Annotated in this window: 12 protein-coding genes; 4 read left to right on the forward strand and 8 right to left on the reverse strand. The window is 43.4% G+C overall.

All coding sequences use genetic code 11. The annotated features are described in order from the left end of the window. The gene (locus ACN6MW_RS13520) at positions 1-1617 is read right to left on the reverse strand and encodes a xylulokinase (RefSeq protein ID WP_419875865.1); all 1617 of its coding nucleotides are present in this window, start codon (positions 1615-1617) and stop codon (positions 1-3) included. A gap of 412 nt (positions 1618-2029) precedes the next feature. Here ACN6MW_RS13520 and ACN6MW_RS13525 point away from each other — a divergent pair, with 412 nt between their 5' ends. Beyond that, on the forward strand, positions 2030-3121 hold the full coding sequence (locus tag ACN6MW_RS13525) for a GntR family transcriptional regulator (RefSeq protein ID WP_419875866.1): 1092 nt from the start codon (positions 2030-2032) through the stop codon (positions 3119-3121). Between the two features lie 643 nt (positions 3122-3764). On the opposite strand, the gene ACN6MW_RS13530 is transcribed toward ACN6MW_RS13525, so the two are convergent. Continuing rightward, positions 3765-4712 (reverse strand): LLM class flavin-dependent oxidoreductase, encoded by a 948-nt coding sequence (locus ACN6MW_RS13530; protein WP_419875867.1) that lies wholly within the window; start codon positions 4710-4712, stop codon positions 3765-3767. Further along, positions 4709-5053, reverse strand: a complete 345-nt coding sequence (locus tag ACN6MW_RS13535; RefSeq protein WP_419875868.1) for a hypothetical protein — start codon at positions 5051-5053, stop codon at positions 4709-4711. The genes ACN6MW_RS13530 and ACN6MW_RS13535 overlap by 4 nt, the downstream gene beginning before the upstream one ends. Before the next feature lie 828 nt (positions 5054-5881). On the opposite strand from ACN6MW_RS13535, the gene ACN6MW_RS13540 reads away from it, so the two are divergent. The 3 genes from ACN6MW_RS13540 to ACN6MW_RS13550 are packed head-to-tail and all read left to right on the forward strand — an operon-like array spanning position 5882 to position 9640. Further along, a complete protein-coding gene (locus ACN6MW_RS13540; protein WP_419875869.1) occupies positions 5882-7417 on the forward strand; it encodes a spore germination protein in 1536 nt (511 codons plus the stop codon). 28 nt (positions 7418-7445) lie between these two features. Continuing rightward, entirely contained in the window at positions 7446-8525 is a 1080-nt protein-coding gene (locus ACN6MW_RS13545; protein ID WP_419875870.1) for a Ger(x)C family spore germination protein, read from the forward strand. Between the two features lie 26 nt (positions 8526-8551). After that, entirely contained in the window at positions 8552-9640 is a 1089-nt protein-coding gene (locus ACN6MW_RS13550; RefSeq protein WP_419875871.1) for a GerAB/ArcD/ProY family transporter, read from the forward strand. Here ACN6MW_RS13550 and ACN6MW_RS13555 read toward each other — a convergent pair. The 5 genes from ACN6MW_RS13555 to ACN6MW_RS13575 form a co-directional block, all read right to left on the reverse strand. Next, a complete protein-coding gene (locus ACN6MW_RS13555) occupies positions 9633-10088 on the reverse strand; it encodes a hypothetical protein (protein ID WP_419875872.1) in 456 nt (151 codons plus the stop codon). The two genes, ACN6MW_RS13550 and ACN6MW_RS13555, sit on opposite strands and share 8 nt — an antisense overlap. A gap of 139 nt (positions 10089-10227) precedes the next feature. Next, positions 10228-11004: a WD40/YVTN/BNR-like repeat-containing protein gene (locus ACN6MW_RS13560; RefSeq protein ID WP_419875873.1), complete on the reverse strand. Its 777-nt coding sequence runs from the start codon at positions 11002-11004 to the stop codon at positions 10228-10230. 212 nt (positions 11005-11216) lie between these two features. Next, positions 11217-13106: a glycoside hydrolase family 127 protein gene (locus ACN6MW_RS13565; RefSeq protein WP_419876344.1), complete on the reverse strand. Its 1890-nt coding sequence runs from the start codon at positions 13104-13106 to the stop codon at positions 11217-11219. Positions 13107-13229: 123 nt separating this feature from the next. Continuing rightward, positions 13230-14060 (reverse strand): carbohydrate ABC transporter permease, encoded by an 831-nt coding sequence (locus ACN6MW_RS13570; protein ID WP_419875874.1) that lies wholly within the window; start codon positions 14058-14060, stop codon positions 13230-13232. After that, positions 14057-14953, reverse strand: coding sequence for a carbohydrate ABC transporter permease (locus ACN6MW_RS13575; protein ID WP_419875875.1), 897 nt, complete (start codon positions 14951-14953; stop codon positions 14057-14059). Before ACN6MW_RS13575 ends, ACN6MW_RS13570 begins: the two co-directional genes overlap by 4 nt. Positions 14954-14961 lie beyond the last annotated feature (8 nt).

Here is a 14961-nt window from a genome sequence, read left to right on the forward strand (position 1 = left end):
TTAGTCCCTCCCGTTCTCTAGCAGATGGTCTACAGCGGCTTGTTCAATGGCGAGCCCTGCTTGGTATCGTTTGATGAATACTTGGAACCCTTCGACATCCGTTGCATCCGGAGCAATCTCCTGTCCTTCGGCATCTTTAAAGACTTTCTGCTCGAGGAACTCGTCCAGGCTCTCTTCTTGATCCTTGCCCGTCATGTAAGAAGCTAGAAGCGCCATGCCCCATGCCCCGCCTTCGCCGGCAGTCGACATAACCGAGATCGGTACGTTCAGTGCAGCGGCTAAAGCTTTTTGTCCAACGACAGGGGTTTTGAAGAGGCCGCCATGAGCCAAGATGCTGTCAATGGCCACCTGTTCGTTTTCGGTCAAAATGTCCATTCCCAGCTTCAATGCTCCGAAAGCAGTGAATAAGTGCGTTCGCATGAAATTAGCCAGATTAAAGTTGCTTTCAGGCGAGCGAACGAACAACGGCCTGCCTTTGTCGATTCCCGTAATATTTTCGCCCGAGAGATAACCGTAGCTAAGCAAACCGCCGCCATCCGGATCGGCTTCCAATGCCTTATTCAACAACACGCTGAACAATTTGGCGGAATCCATGTTGTATCCCATCGCTTCGGAGAATTCACGGAACAATCCCATCCAGGCGTTGAGATCGCTGGAGCAGTTGTTCGCATGCACCATACCGACCGGACTGCCATTCGGCGTCGTGACCATATCAATCTCCGGATAAACCTTGGATAATTCTTTCTCCAATACAATCATTGCAAAAACGGAAGTGCCCACGGATATATTTCCCGTACGCTTCTTGACGCTATTCGTCGCAACCATGCCTGTGCCGGCATCGCCTTCCGGAGGACAGAGCGGAATGCCGGACTGCAGATCTCCGGCCGGGTCCAGCATGGCGGCTCCCGCCACTGTTAGCTCGCCAGCTTGCTCACCGGAGAGATATACTTTAGGAAGAAGATCCTCCAGCTTCCACGGATAACCCTTGGCAGCGATTAATTCATCGAATTGCTTGACCATCGTTGGATGGTAATTATGAGTTGACTCATCTATAGGGAAGATGCCGGAAGCATCCCCGATGCCGATCACTTTATTGCCGGTCAGCAGCCAGTGGATATACCCGGCCAATGTCGTTACAAAATCAATGCGAGGCACATGCTCCTCTTGGTTTAATATTGCTTGGTACAAATGGGCGATACTCCAGCGCTCGGGGATATTAAATTGGAATAAGTCCGTTAGTTCCCTTGCTGCCGCGCCGGTTGTTGCATTACGCCAAGTCCGAAATGGCACTAGCAGTTCACCCGTGCTATCGAATGCCATATAGCCGTGCATCATAGCGGAAAATCCGATTGAACCGACGGTCCGGAGAGTGACTCCGTAATTCCGTTCCACTTCCTGCTTCATTTCACGATAAGCGGTTTGGAGGCCTGTTATAATATCCTCCTGGCTGTACGTCCAATATCCGTCTTTCAACAGATTTTCCCACTCAAAGCTTCCCGATGCAATGGTCTCGAAACGACGATCGATCAACACCGCTTTGATCCGCGTAGATCCAAATTCGATACCCAGCGAAGTTTCTCCCTTGGTTATCGCTTCTTTCAATTCGACATGATTCATGATCACGTATGTCCCCTCTCTGTTCGTGGTTTAAACAGAAATTAAATCACTCCTATCGCGATCTAACTTCGTGACTTAACCCCACCGACTACGAATCCTATACTTGCTGCATCCGATCGAATCGGTTAATGGATGAGACAACCGGAAGATTTCGACCGAAAGAAGGCGCTTTCTCATACTGACAGCCTTAGTATATTTTCTGTACGTACATTTGTCAATATAGTCTAATAGTTATACTAACATAAGTTGCTATGCCGTCCTTATTCGACTGATCATTGTGTTTTCCTAAGAACAAGCATGAAACTTGTACCATTGAAATCGCAAATCATATCATTCCATTTGCATTTCATGCAATTCATGCTAAAATGTGTACGTACAACTTTTTCGAGCAACGATGAAAGAAGTGGATTGCATGAAGCCAAAGTACCAGCTCATTATTGATGATATCAAAAGTTATATCCTCTCAGGAACGTACAAAGCAGGCGAGAAAATCCCTTCGGAGCACGTTTTGCAGGAAAGCTACAACGTTAGCCGACAGACGGTTCGAAAGGCCATTCTAGAGTTATCGAACGAGGGGTTCCTGCGAAGCGAGAGGGGATCCGGCACGTATGTCAGCAGCCAATACCGGTCCAGAACGGGTGCCAAAACCATAAATAAAACGATCGGCGTTATCACGACCTATATCTCGGATTACATCTTCCCCTCCATTATCCGCGGCATTGAAAGCCGATTAAATGAAGATAACTATTCATTGCTGTTAGCCAGTACAAATAATGATATCTCCCAAGAAAAAAAGGCGTTGGAAATGATGCTATCCTACGGCGTGGATGGACTGATTATAGAACCTACCAGAAGCAATGTATACAACCCCAATATCGCTTACTACCTGTCTTTTAAGGAGCAGGAGGTTCCGTTCGCGATGATCAATGCCTATTATGAAGAGTTGGAAGTTCCTTTCTTCTGTCTGGATGACGTGCAGTCCAGCTATCTCGCAACCCGGGAGCTGATTGCCAAAGGGCATACCCAGATTGGCATCATCGCGAAAATGGATGATTTGCAAGGGAAGTTTAGAATGAAGGGATTTATCAAGGCTCTTGGGGAAGCCAAATTACGGTTCCAGCAAGAGCATGTGCTTTCTTTCGATACATCGACAAAGTCGGACCTGTCCGCTAACTTGGAAGTGTATCTGAACGACAATCGGGATGAATTGACTGCGCTTGTGTGTTATAACGACGAGGTAGGCTTGGAAGTTGTAAATGTCTGCAGAGAATTGGGAATCTCCATTCCGGACGAACTATCTATCATTGGCCAGGACAATTCATATTTCGCCAAAAACGCGAATATCAAACTAACGACGCTGACGCACCCTCAAGAACAAATGGGACGCGACGCAGCGGACTGGGTCATTAAGAATTTACAAGGCAAAAAAGACTTACCCACCAACACCTACTACCAGCCCATATTAATTGAGGGGGAAACAGTAAAAGCGATCGAAGTGGAATAGTTGAGGACCTTGTTCTTACTTATGATAGGGTTACCCACGCTGTCTGTAACGACAAGTTTTTATAGTCTAGACATAATGTACCTAAGATACATAATTTTCATGAAGGTGTGAAAACTCCGAATTTTCCCATTAAGCTTTCGAAATATTCTCGATTTCTAGACTATCTAAATTCTCATATGTAATATAATAACGGTTAATCATAAGAGCAATATTTACCGAAAAAAGGAAAAAGCCAATGGCAGACTCTTAAGTGTTCGCCTCTGGCTTTTTTTATGGTCTTATTTGGGGTTATCGTGGCTAGTTGAATTAGTCAGAATTTATCATTCTTGTACCAGAATATAGGAAGTGGAAACCATCCTACGGGCGCAGTAACTGCCATATAACGGCTGTGTTGTGTAAGCAGAAGCGCCTGAGCCTGCTGCTTATTAAGGACAACTGCATCGGGCTTAGCAGACCGCTCAATAGTCACGCCACTCGCATCCACTCGCGCAGTAATCGGCTGACCGTCCATTACTGCGGAGAATTCCCCTGTACAATCCCTGTGGTCTTAAACTTAAGCGTCAGATAAGTCTTCAAAAGGATCGTTCCGATTACGTTTACTGAATTACTCATGAAGATTCTCCCGCTTTAATAATTAAACGAATTAAGCCATTGAGCATGTTTGGGCAAGCAGCTCAAAAGAACGCAACCGTTTCCGATAGTCGGGAATCATTGTAACGACAATGAATTCATCAACGCCATACAAGTGAGATAACTGTTCGAGCTTTTTCTTTAGGCTCTCAGGCGTGCCTATCAGCAGCGTACGCTCCGAAAGCGGAGCCCTTTCCCCTGCGGAAGCTTCTTGTTGAAACAAAGCTGTACCCGAGGATGCCAGCCTCTCTGCCTCCTCCTCTGTTTCCGCGCAAACGACACCAACGGCAACGATCGCTCGCGGTACAGGGGAAAGAGCTGACGGAGTAAACGCTTCGCGGTAAGCTCTTAATACCTCCTCCCCGGCTACTTCGCTCATAAACTGACCAAAAACATAACCTGTTCCAAACTCAGCTGCATAAGCCGCGCTTTTTTTATTTGTCCCTAGCAGCCACAGTTCTGGCGATACGGATGGAGTTGGGCGGGCGGTAATCCGACGTCCTTCATATTCATAGCTCCCCTGCAAAAACTCGGAAACTCCCCGGAGCAATTCTGGCATTTTCCAGACATTTTCAAGAAAGTTGTCACTGAGAGCGAGGCTGACTTCAGCGGAACCACCGGGCGCCCTTCCTAACCCAAGATCAACTCGTCCCGGGTACAAGCTAGCGAGTAAATGAAAGGATTCTGCAACTTTAAGAGGCTTATAATGCGGCAACAGCAATGCCCCGGATCCGATACGAATGCTTTGTGTTTTTGCACCGATATGCGATAGTAGCACATCCGTTGAGGTGCATGCCAGCCCTGGCATATCATGATGTTCCGCCACCCAATAACGGAAATATCCCAGTCTTTCGGCTGCTTGAGCCAGCTCTACAGCTTGTCCCAGTGCGAAGGTTGCATCGATCTCATCAAAAACGGGGACCAAATCCAAAACACTAAGTTTAATCGGTTTCGCTGTCATAGGCGTCCTGTCCGAGGATTTCGGTAAAATTCAATCATATCGATAAACGTAACCCTGTATTCGCTCATTACCTTACCCAAATCATGCATTCGGCCATGACCGTCCTCTTTGGAAGCGAATACGACGTCGTGCCGCACCTTATCCATGATGATTTTGCCAATGAACTGGTGCTCGTACTCTGCATACTTTTGTTTGAATTCCTCATTAAACTCCAATAAATCTTCGTAAGACCGCTCTAGCATCGCATTAACCAAAGTCAGATCATTACCTTCCTTGTGGACTGCTGCGTAATAATTGCCCCGATCATCCTTAATCAGATCCTTTAACAATTCAACATTCAAAATAATTGACTCCCTTCAGCTCCTATGTAATAACACTATATCTTGCTTATTATTCCTGTTCAATTGGTACATATACGATTAATTCCGTTCCTATACCTTCCTGGCTTTCGATTCGAATTGTACCGTGATATGTGTATGGGTGGACGGTGATAATTCAAAAAAAGACCTAAGCCTCGCGCTTAGACGGACGTTCCTGTTGTAGCATCGTTTGTTATTTCATGTTCCTTTACTCAATATGTTTTTAAACAGAATCGAATCAGTATTCCCCGCTCGTCCAGACAACAAACATACATGTACGTAAACAGACCCCATAAGTCAAATAGTGGTGAAGCAGAAAGTTGAGAGGGTACAGTGCGTGGATAGAAAAATTAAAAGCAAGATAATTTTGGTGGGAAAATATAGTTTATAGTGAATTTTACTGTATTTTTCAATGACGGAATGGATGAGTATAAATTTTAATATCTACGTGAAATCTAAAAGAGCAGGGGAAAGGGTCATGAGGGCAATGACTGATTTTATCGAAGGAAAGCTTAAACTGAAGGTTAACAAAGCCTATTGGCTCTCCCTAGGATTGAAAAGTATTTCTGCAAGATATGATTTACAGCGTTCGACATAACTGGAACCGCCGTATACGGAACCGTACGTACGGTGGTGTGAGAGGGATAAATGGAGGTTAATCGCCTCCCCCTATCTCAATTTTTTTATAACAAAACTGCTCCGTCAATAAAAAAGAATGCTGCCACAGATAAAACGGATTTACATAAATATGGGGATGCCTTCACATAATATAGAAGGATATGAATTCCTTTGTAATAGGGAGGCGATTAGATGTTCTTCAAAAAACAAAAGATTAGAAATAATAAGGACGAACAGGCCGTGACTGAGAATTCACAAGATATTGGCCAGCTGTTTGCTAAGGCTAAAAAATCCAGTGATTTTAAACAATTTCCACTTACGGATGAATCGGGACATTTAATCATTTCTTACTACAATACACTGGTCGATCAACAACAACTCCAACTGAAAATTTTAATGATTTTCCGAGAGACCCCTTTTGAACTAGACAGGCTAAAGAAAATTGATGACATAAAGAAAATCATCGCAATAGAAGATATTGTAATAACAGATAATCGGAACGAAGCTGAATCAAAGTTACTTAAAGGGTATGCGATACTTCAAATGAAGGAAAATGATCAAAGGGTTGCTTTAATTCTCTTATCTAATGATAAAGCTGGATTGCGTGAACAAAATAACGTTGAAAATGAGTTTAGTGTGGTGGGACCACAAATTGGGTTTCTTGAGAATATTGATGTAAATCTACATTTATTAAGACAACAAATAAATACAACTGATCTAATTACGAAGGAAGTAAACATTGGTTCTACTTCAAATACTCGAGTTATTATTGCTCATATTGATGGGATTACGAGTGAGCAGCATGTTAATACCATGACCCAACGGCTTCAAGATATTGATTTTGATGTCATTTTTGATACTTCTCAGCTGCATCAATTTATAGAAGATGATTCCCTTACTCCGTTTCCTTTGTTTCTTCCAACTGAACGTGTGGATAGGGTGGTCCAAGCTCTTATTAACGGACAAGTAGCTGTTTTAACTAGTGGGTCGCCATATGTCATTACGGGTCCCTCTACGATAATTGATTTTTTTATTTCACCTGAAGATTACTTTCTTCCATGGATTCTTGGATCTTTTTTTCGTTTAATACGGGTATTCAGTGTCCTTTTCTCCATTTTTGGAACATCTATTTATATAGCCGTTATCACTTACCATTACGAGATGATTCCAAACGATTTATTAGGTTCACTTAGTAATTCTCGTTATAATGTCCCGTTTCCACCGGTATTAGAGGTGATTTTTTTGGAGTTCACGATTGAACTATTACGTGAAGCGGGAATCCGGTTACCTTCCAAGGTAGGACAAACATTGGGAATAGTGGGCGGTATTGTTATCGGCCAAGCGTCAGTTGAGGCGTCCCTTACAAGTAATATCTTACTCATTATAGTCGCCTTATCTGCCTTAGCTTCCTTTACTACCCCAATTTATAAAATGTCGAACACTATACGGTTTTTACGTTTTCCTTTAATTTTCTTCGCAGCTATTTGGGGGGGATTAGGTATCGTTATAGGGATTGCCTTTTTAATCATTCACCTTACACGGTTAGAATCTTTAGGAACACCCTATACCGTTCCATTTTATCCTTTTAGGCCTGAGGATTTAACGGACAGCCTGATCCGTTCCTCTTATAGTAAAACATCCAAAAGGCCAAATTACTTACGTCCTAAATCAATTTGGAGATACCATCCACATAATGACAAAAAAAAGAAAAGTGATTTTGATGAATAATCAGGAAAGGATAATAAAGGTGAATTAAATGAAATTATGTTTTCTGATAGCTTTTAGCTTAACTTTCTTTTTATCAGGGTGTGGTATACATGAGAGGATCATTGATGAAGTTCAGATAATTGAAACTCTAGGATATGATCGGGAAGAAGGCAAAGTCAAAGGAATGGCTATATATCCTACTTTCGCAGAGAAGGGAAATATCAAATTGAAGATTTTTAAAACGGTGTCTGATTCATATGAAGACATACTCCCGAGAATGAATGCAAAATCAGCCTATCCTATTGAGACAGGAAAATTAGATTTTATATTGTTCGGCAAGGAATATGCCACACAAGGGATCGAAGATGTTATCACTAATTTTGCCCGAAATCCAAATATGGGGAGTCGAATGCAGTTGGGCATTGCTGAAAACACAGCCGAAGATATACTTCAAACCAGTAAACATGTGAATCTTTCATTCCATTTAAGTGAAAAAATCAATCAAAACATTAAAAGTGGTAATTTGCCAAAAATGAATCTGCACATGTTTTTGAACAATTTTTATCAAGAAGGGAGGGATCAAATTTTACCTTACTTTATCCTAGAGGAAGATCAAATTAAAATTGACGGGTTAGCCTTATTAAAGAACGGGAAGTACATAAATCATATTAATTTAAGAAAGTCCTTTATTCTAAAAACATTAATTGATGGGTCTCAAAATGGGCAATATAAAACCAAAATCACACAAAATAAAAAGGAAGGTTTTATTCTCTTGAAAAACCTGGATGCAAAAACTACATATACGGTTGAGAAAAGCGAAGGCATTCCGAGTATATTCATCGATTTAACCATCCATGCAGAGATTGAAAAAGCATCATCCTGGTTTGATTTTGAAAAATATGAAGATATTGTGAAATTGGAAGGAATTTTAAATGAACATTTTAAGGAAGAGGTCCAAAGTTTAATTTCACTGGCACAAGGATACAATGTAGATCCCATTGGGTTGGGAGAAAAGGTTAGAGCCACCTCAAGAAATTGGGACTATCAACAGTTTATGGACATATACCCAGAAGTAAAAACCACTGTACACACAAATATTTACATCCTAAATACAGGTATTGAAGATTAAGTCTGCATGATAAGAGGAGGAACCACGTGAAATCATTACTAGACGAACGACATTTAGTATCTTCCTTTTACGTTTTCTTTCTGATCTACACGAATATTATTGGCATAGGAATCATGAGTTTTCAACGAGATATAACGAAGGACGCAGGTTATGATGCATGGATTTCCATCATTTTATCAAGTATAAGCATTCATATACTAGTTTGGATGATCTATCGTATTCTTGGAAAAGCTAATAATGATGTCATACATGTTCACAAATTTTACTTTGGAAAATGGATTGGCGGACTGTTCAACATTTTTGTGATTTTCTACTTTCTTATATTAGCTTTGATTGTTTTCCGTGTTTATATTGAAGTTGTTCAAGTTTGGCTGTTTCCCTTAATGAAGACATGGCAAATAAGCCTCATTCTTCTAGTCCTCATTTATTACGTTGTATCCGGTGGATTCCGCGTGATTACTGGAATGTGTTTCTGGGGAACTATCATACCTTTTATTATCCTGTTTCCCCTTAATTTTTTTTCATTGGAATTTGCCGATTTTCACAATTTATTACCCGTCTTTAACCACTCTGTGAAGGAAATCGTATCATCCTCTAAAGCTATGTTGTTTCAGTATGTTGGCTTTGAGACCTTATTCATGTTCTACCCATTCATAAAAAATCCAGACAAATCACAAAAATGGGCCCATTTTGGACTTTTGTTCTCAAGCTTACTTTATCTAATAATAGCGCTCATCACATTTGTCTTCTTTAGTGAAGGATACTTAAACCAGACAATATGGCCAACATTAACTCAAATGAAAATTGCGAAATTCCCTCTAATAGAAAGAGTCGAATTTATCGTTGTTTCGATTTGGTTACTTCTCATATTACCCAATATCAGTGTGAAAATATGGGCAGGTTGTCGTGCTATTAAGAAAGTAGTAAATGTGAAACAACATATAAGTCTGTTCATTGTACTGGTCCTATTCTTTATTATAGCTAATGTGCTCAAAGAGAGGAGTCAAATAGAGCGATTGACTGAAATGTATTCAAACATTGCTTTTTACTTTGTGTATCTATATATCCCTTTTCTCTTTTTGCACATTCATATTAAGCATAAAATAACTAAGTAGGATAGAAAGCTTCTAGAAACTTATAATACAATCTGGGCAGTTCGTTTTGTAAGGATTCAACAGAAAAGGTCCGCAGTGAAGAAACATAAACGCCGCCGTTGCCGACCGCAACAAATTTGTTCGCGCCCCACGCGACATCAAACAAATTCGCTCTTCCTAAACCCTCTTTATAGGAAAAAGGATTAGCGCTCTTCCACTGCGTTCCATTAACGGTGTAAACAACGCCCCCGTCAAGGCCAACTGCTACTGTTCTTTTCCCATTGGTAGCTACTGCGTTGAAATCCCCGCTTCTAGATGTGCCTGCCAGCCTGTAGCTCCATTTAGTCCCATCGCTCGTATAGATGGCGTAAGTGCCGTCAGGATAATTTTCCACCTTATTTGAACCAAGCCCGGCAAACCCGCCATCGACTGGATACATCGTATAGACCGAAACCTGGAAATTGGACAAGTCGTGCTGCTTCCAATTCACCCCATCGGTAGATGTATAAGATACATGCCGGCTTGAAGTATTATTTTGGACATATCCGACTGCGATGTACGTTTTCCCGTTTGTAAACAGCGATTGCAGTCTGACGTTACTTGGCGACTTACTTTTTATTCCAAGTCAACCCGTCCTTCGACGTATAAAACCCGTTGCCAACCCCCAGGTAATGATTCTTGGCCCATACCATATCGTTAATATTGGCTTTGGTGTCAAGGGGCTTGCTTGTCCATTTCAAACCGTCCTTTGAAATGTGAACCTTCTTTTCTTCATAACCATAAATAAAGTATGTAACGTTAACATATTTAATCGGATGCGAGCCATACTTAGCCCCAAGCGTGAGGGTTTGGGTCCAATTCTCCCCGTCAGTGGAAGTGAACACATGCTCTCGTCCTACAGCCACAAATTTGTTTTTTCCCCACACAAGATAATGAATCGCCTCACCCGGCTCAAATTCGATCTTCTTCCACTGTAGCCCATCGGTAGAAACAAATGCCTCTGAAGACGCATAATTCGCTTCTCTTTCATATTCCGTGTTTGCGCCAAACATCACATATTTCGTTCCATCCCAAGCGATGGTTGTGAGTTGATAATTTCCGAACTTCGACAATGCCTTCCAATTCCGTCCGTCCGTTGACTTCATCACGGATCCGAAAGGACCAACAGCAACATATTCCTTATCGCCTATCGCTAAAGAGTAAGGCGGATTAGAGCTGTATGAGGAGTCCAAGGTCCATCCTTCGCCTATAGAGAAAGGTGACTCCTGCAGCGTAATAGTGTCAATGCTTTCATAAGACGCAGCAGACACTTCAGAATTCGCTGTCAAAAAAGGACATACCAATGTGATACAAATGATCATTACAATAGCTTTTTTCCAATGCATAGCTTCTTCCCCAAGTTGTTAACTCTCATGTTGTATGGGGCAATCCATAAAAAATGAACCTTGCTTAAAGGTTCATAAAATATTGGACTGCGATCCCTATTTCTATTATATGTCCTTGGAACTATGGAAATCACAAGACTAACGGACTATATGTTTTGGATAATATGAGTTTAAACTCTGAGAATGTGATCACAACCGTGAATAATGGTGTCCTACGACATTGACTCTTCCCGAATCCATACCGCCATCTCGCCGACTTGGCGGTTTGCCCAGACGTAGTACGGGATGAATGTCACGGGCTGCTTGATGTACGTTTCACTGACATCCGCTTGGTATAGACCGCCGCTCCATTCAGACTCGATTAGTCGCGAGGCTTCAGCCGTTACGATGGGAACCCCGCCGAGAAGATTGGAATCGAAAGTCGAGTTTAGCAAAGCATCCTTCGGCAAGACTATCTCATGCAGCGAAGCCCCGTTATCCGCTTCTTCCAAGCAGTACACGAACGGTCCTTTCTGAAGGGCGACTTTCCCCGCATTCTCACGCACGAGAGGATGCGCTTTAATCCGCTGCACCGGCATTTCCATTTCCAGTTCAACGGTATCACCGACTTGCCAATTTCTCTTGATTTTCGCGTAACCATCATCTTGCACGTCTTCTATGGCGATCCGTTCGCCGTTCACTTTCAATTCTGCTCCGGGACACCATCCCGGAATCCGAAGGGCCAGTGTAAACTCGTGCTCCTGCTCCAGAGCAACCTTGATTGTGGTTTTGTTCTCTGTGGGATATTGCGTTTCCTGAACGAGCTTCACCTTTCGGCCTCCCAGGTCCAGATCCGCTTCTCCTCCGATGTAGAGATGGACATAAACCGTGTCTGAATTCGCCGAGTAAATATACTCACCCAAAGAGGAGAGCAGCCGCGCCACGTTAGGCGGACAACATGCACAGCCGAACCACTTTTGCCTCGTAGCCTTCACATGGTGACGGCTATGATTTTTGTCGCAAGCTTCCGGCCATACCTCTAACGGGTTGACATAGAAGAACCTCGTTCCGTCGAGCGACATTCCAGCGAGCACTGTATTGTACAGGGCTCGTTCCATGACATCAGCGTACTTACGATCGGCTTCTACACGAAGCATCCTTTGGGCCAGGAAGATCAGCCCGATCGAGGCACATGTTTCGGCATAAGCCAAGTCATTGGGCAGATCATAATCGAAGGTGAACCTTTCTCCATAAGCAAGCGAACCAATTCCGCCGGTTACGTACATCCTCTTGTTAATCATATTGTCCCATAGCCGTTTGCAAGCATCGAATAGCTCTTTGTCACCCGTTTCATTTGCGACATCGACCATTCCGCTATACATATATACTGCTCTAACCGCATGCCCTTCTGCATTTTTCTGCTCCCGAACCGGCAGATGGGATTGGGCGTATTCCTTCCCGTAGGTCCTCATCTCTGCGAAGAAATTGGTTTGGCCGCGTTCTTCCCATTCCTTATCGAAGTAATGTGGAGCCTGTCCTCGTTCATCCAAGAAGTACTTACCAAGCTTTAGGTACTTCTCATTTCCCGTCACATGGTAAAGCTTCACAAGTGCAAGCTCGATTTCCTGATGCCCCGGATACCCCTTCAATTTGCCCGGCTCCGGACCGAACACCGTGTCGATGTAATCTGCGAACCGGCTAACTACCTCCAATAACTTGCGTTTACCTGTCGCTTGATAATAAGCTACCGCAGCTTCAATCATATGCCCCGCACAATAGAGCTCGTGGCATTCTGCGAGATTGGTCCAACGTTTGTGCGGTTCCTTAATTGTAAAATAGGTATTTAAGTAGCCGTCCGGCTGTTGGGCTTTCTCGACGATATCGATAACTTCATCTGCTTTCCGTTCGAGCTCGGCATCCGGATGAGTATGAAGGCTGAATCCGACCGCTTCAAGCCATTTGGCTACATCACTGTCCTGGAACACCCAACCATGGAATTCCCCTTCCTCCAAACCAGCCGCAATGCGGAAATTCCGAACGGCGGAACTTTTTTCCGCATCCGGGATTCGATCGTGAATCGCTTCGTACTGGTAAGGGATGACCGTATCTTTCACAAGCATCATATATCTAGACCAGAAGGAATGCTTAATGCGAACATCCTTCAACGTTAGTGACTTTGAGCCTTGCAATTTGCTTTTCAAAGGATCAATCCTCCGTTATATTTTCCACCAAGAATGTAGATGTGCCTATTCCTTGACTGCGCCAGCAGTCAATCCTTTGATTAAACCTTTTTGCGCCAATAAAGTGAACAGCATTACAGGCAAAATGTATAACATGCCATTAGCCGTCAATTTGCCCCAATAAGTCTGGAACGTGGTGACAAAGCTGGCAATGCCTACAGGCATCGTTTGGGCATCCACCGTACGAGTCAGCGTGGAAGCAAGCATAAACTCATTCCAAGAAATCAAGAAACTGAATAGTGCGGCAATGGACACGGAAGGCAAGGAAATCGGAATAATAATGCGGAATAATTTCCCGATTACGCCCAACCCGTCAATTTCCGCAGCTTCCTCCAGCTCTTTCGGAATTTGCCGGAAGAACCCTTCAAGCAGCCAAATGGTAAGCGTCAGTTCCAAAGGCAGGTAAGTAATGATGAGTGCTACTTTGGTATTCAATAAATCCAACTTGCTCATCATGAGAAAATAAGGAACGCTGAGAACGATAGTCGGGACCATACGGATCGCAACCACAAACGCGAACATCAAACCGCTGTATCGGTATGAGTATTTGGCGAACCCATAAGCAGCTGGGGCTCCGATCAGCAAGGAAAGAAATGTCGTCACCACGGCTACGATAATGCTGTTATTCATGTATACCATGAGGCTGCCGTCTTTCAGCACGTCTACGTAATTTTCCAAAGTTAAAGGGCTCGGAATGATTTCCGGGGGTATCGTAAACAACTGTCCTTGCGTCTTAAGCGATGTGAACAGAGTCCACAAAAAAGGGAACAGTATAAAACCTGCCATCAAGAGGAGTACCGCATAAGTCAAATAGACGGAGGGTTTATTCCACCTCATTTTTGCTCACCTCTTCCTGAACTCAGTATTCTGCCGATGGCCAAGCTGACCATTACGATAATGAATAAAACGATAAATGAAGCCGCTGCTCCTTCTCCAAACTGGAAGTCCGAGAATGATCGTCTATAGATGAACGTGTTAAGTACGTTTGTCGCCCCCCCGGGTCCGCCGCCGGTAAGAATATAAACGACATCATACATGCGAAAGGCATCCGCAACTCGGATGACCAGCACCAATAATATCGCCGGCTTGAGCAAGGGCAGCGTGATGTAACGAAACAGCCGAAAGCCTCTTGCACCGTCGATCTCCGCAGCTTCGTTAACGTCATCGGAAATTCCGGTTAACCCCGCATAGAGAACAAGGATGACGAAGGGAGTCGCTCCCCATAGATTAGAGATTAATACCGAAGCTTTGGCCCAAAAAGGGCTCGACAACCAGATCGGAGCGTCCATTCCTAGAAGAGTTATGAAATGGTTTATGATCCCGTACTGATCGGCAAATAACCAACGCCAAATAAATCCGGACACGATTGGAGCCATCATCAGCGGCAAAGAAAAGATAACAACGAACAAGCCATTCGCGGGAAGCCTCTTATTAAGCGCTACCGCAATAATCAGGCCAATCGCAAGCTCCATGACAATCGTTACGCCTACGAACCCTGAAGTGTTCCATAAAGAGTCCAGAAACGGCTTTGATCCGAGCACTCCAATATAATTTTCCAATCCGACCCATTCGTTCGTTCCCTTGATAACACTGTTCGACGAAGAGAAACTGATCTTGAGCGCCCATAGCAATGGATATAGGATCGTTACGCCAAGAACGATTAATGCAGGAAGCGTCAATAGAAAACCCGTCATCTTCCTAGATATGCGCATCCGGTATTTAGACTGCATTCGAAATC

This window comes from Pristimantibacillus sp. PTI5 (assembly GCF_048572955.1).
Taxonomy (GTDB): Bacteria; Bacillota; Bacilli; order Paenibacillales; family Paenibacillaceae; genus Pristimantibacillus.

Excerpts from the sequence above, each read along its gene's own strand:
- ACN6MW_RS13530 (WP_419875867.1), bottom strand. The coding sequence starts at position 4,712 with ATGACAGCGAAACCGATTAAACTTAGTGTTTTGGATTTGGTCCCCGTT.
- ACN6MW_RS13560 (WP_419875873.1), bottom strand. The coding sequence starts at position 11,004 with ATGCATTGGAAAAAAGCTATTGTAATGATCATTTGTATCACATTGGTA.
- ACN6MW_RS13575 (WP_419875875.1), bottom strand. The coding sequence starts at position 14,953 with ATGCAGTCTAAATACCGGATGCGCATATCTAGGAAGATGACGGGTTTT.
- ACN6MW_RS13570 (WP_419875874.1), bottom strand. The coding sequence starts at position 14,060 with ATGAGGTGGAATAAACCCTCCGTCTATTTGACTTATGCGGTACTCCTC.
- ACN6MW_RS13540 (WP_419875869.1), top strand. The coding sequence starts at position 5,882 with ATGTTCTTCAAAAAACAAAAGATTAGAAATAATAAGGACGAACAGGCC.
- ACN6MW_RS13520 (WP_419875865.1), bottom strand. The coding sequence starts at position 1,617 with ATGAATCATGTCGAATTGAAAGAAGCGATAACCAAGGGAGAAACTTCG.
- ACN6MW_RS13565 (WP_419876344.1), bottom strand. The coding sequence starts at position 13,106 with ATGATGCTTGTGAAAGATACGGTCATCCCTTACCAGTACGAAGCGATT.
- ACN6MW_RS13545 (WP_419875870.1), top strand. The coding sequence starts at position 7,446 with ATGAAATTATGTTTTCTGATAGCTTTTAGCTTAACTTTCTTTTTATCA.
- ACN6MW_RS13525 (WP_419875866.1), top strand. The coding sequence starts at position 2,030 with ATGAAGCCAAAGTACCAGCTCATTATTGATGATATCAAAAGTTATATC.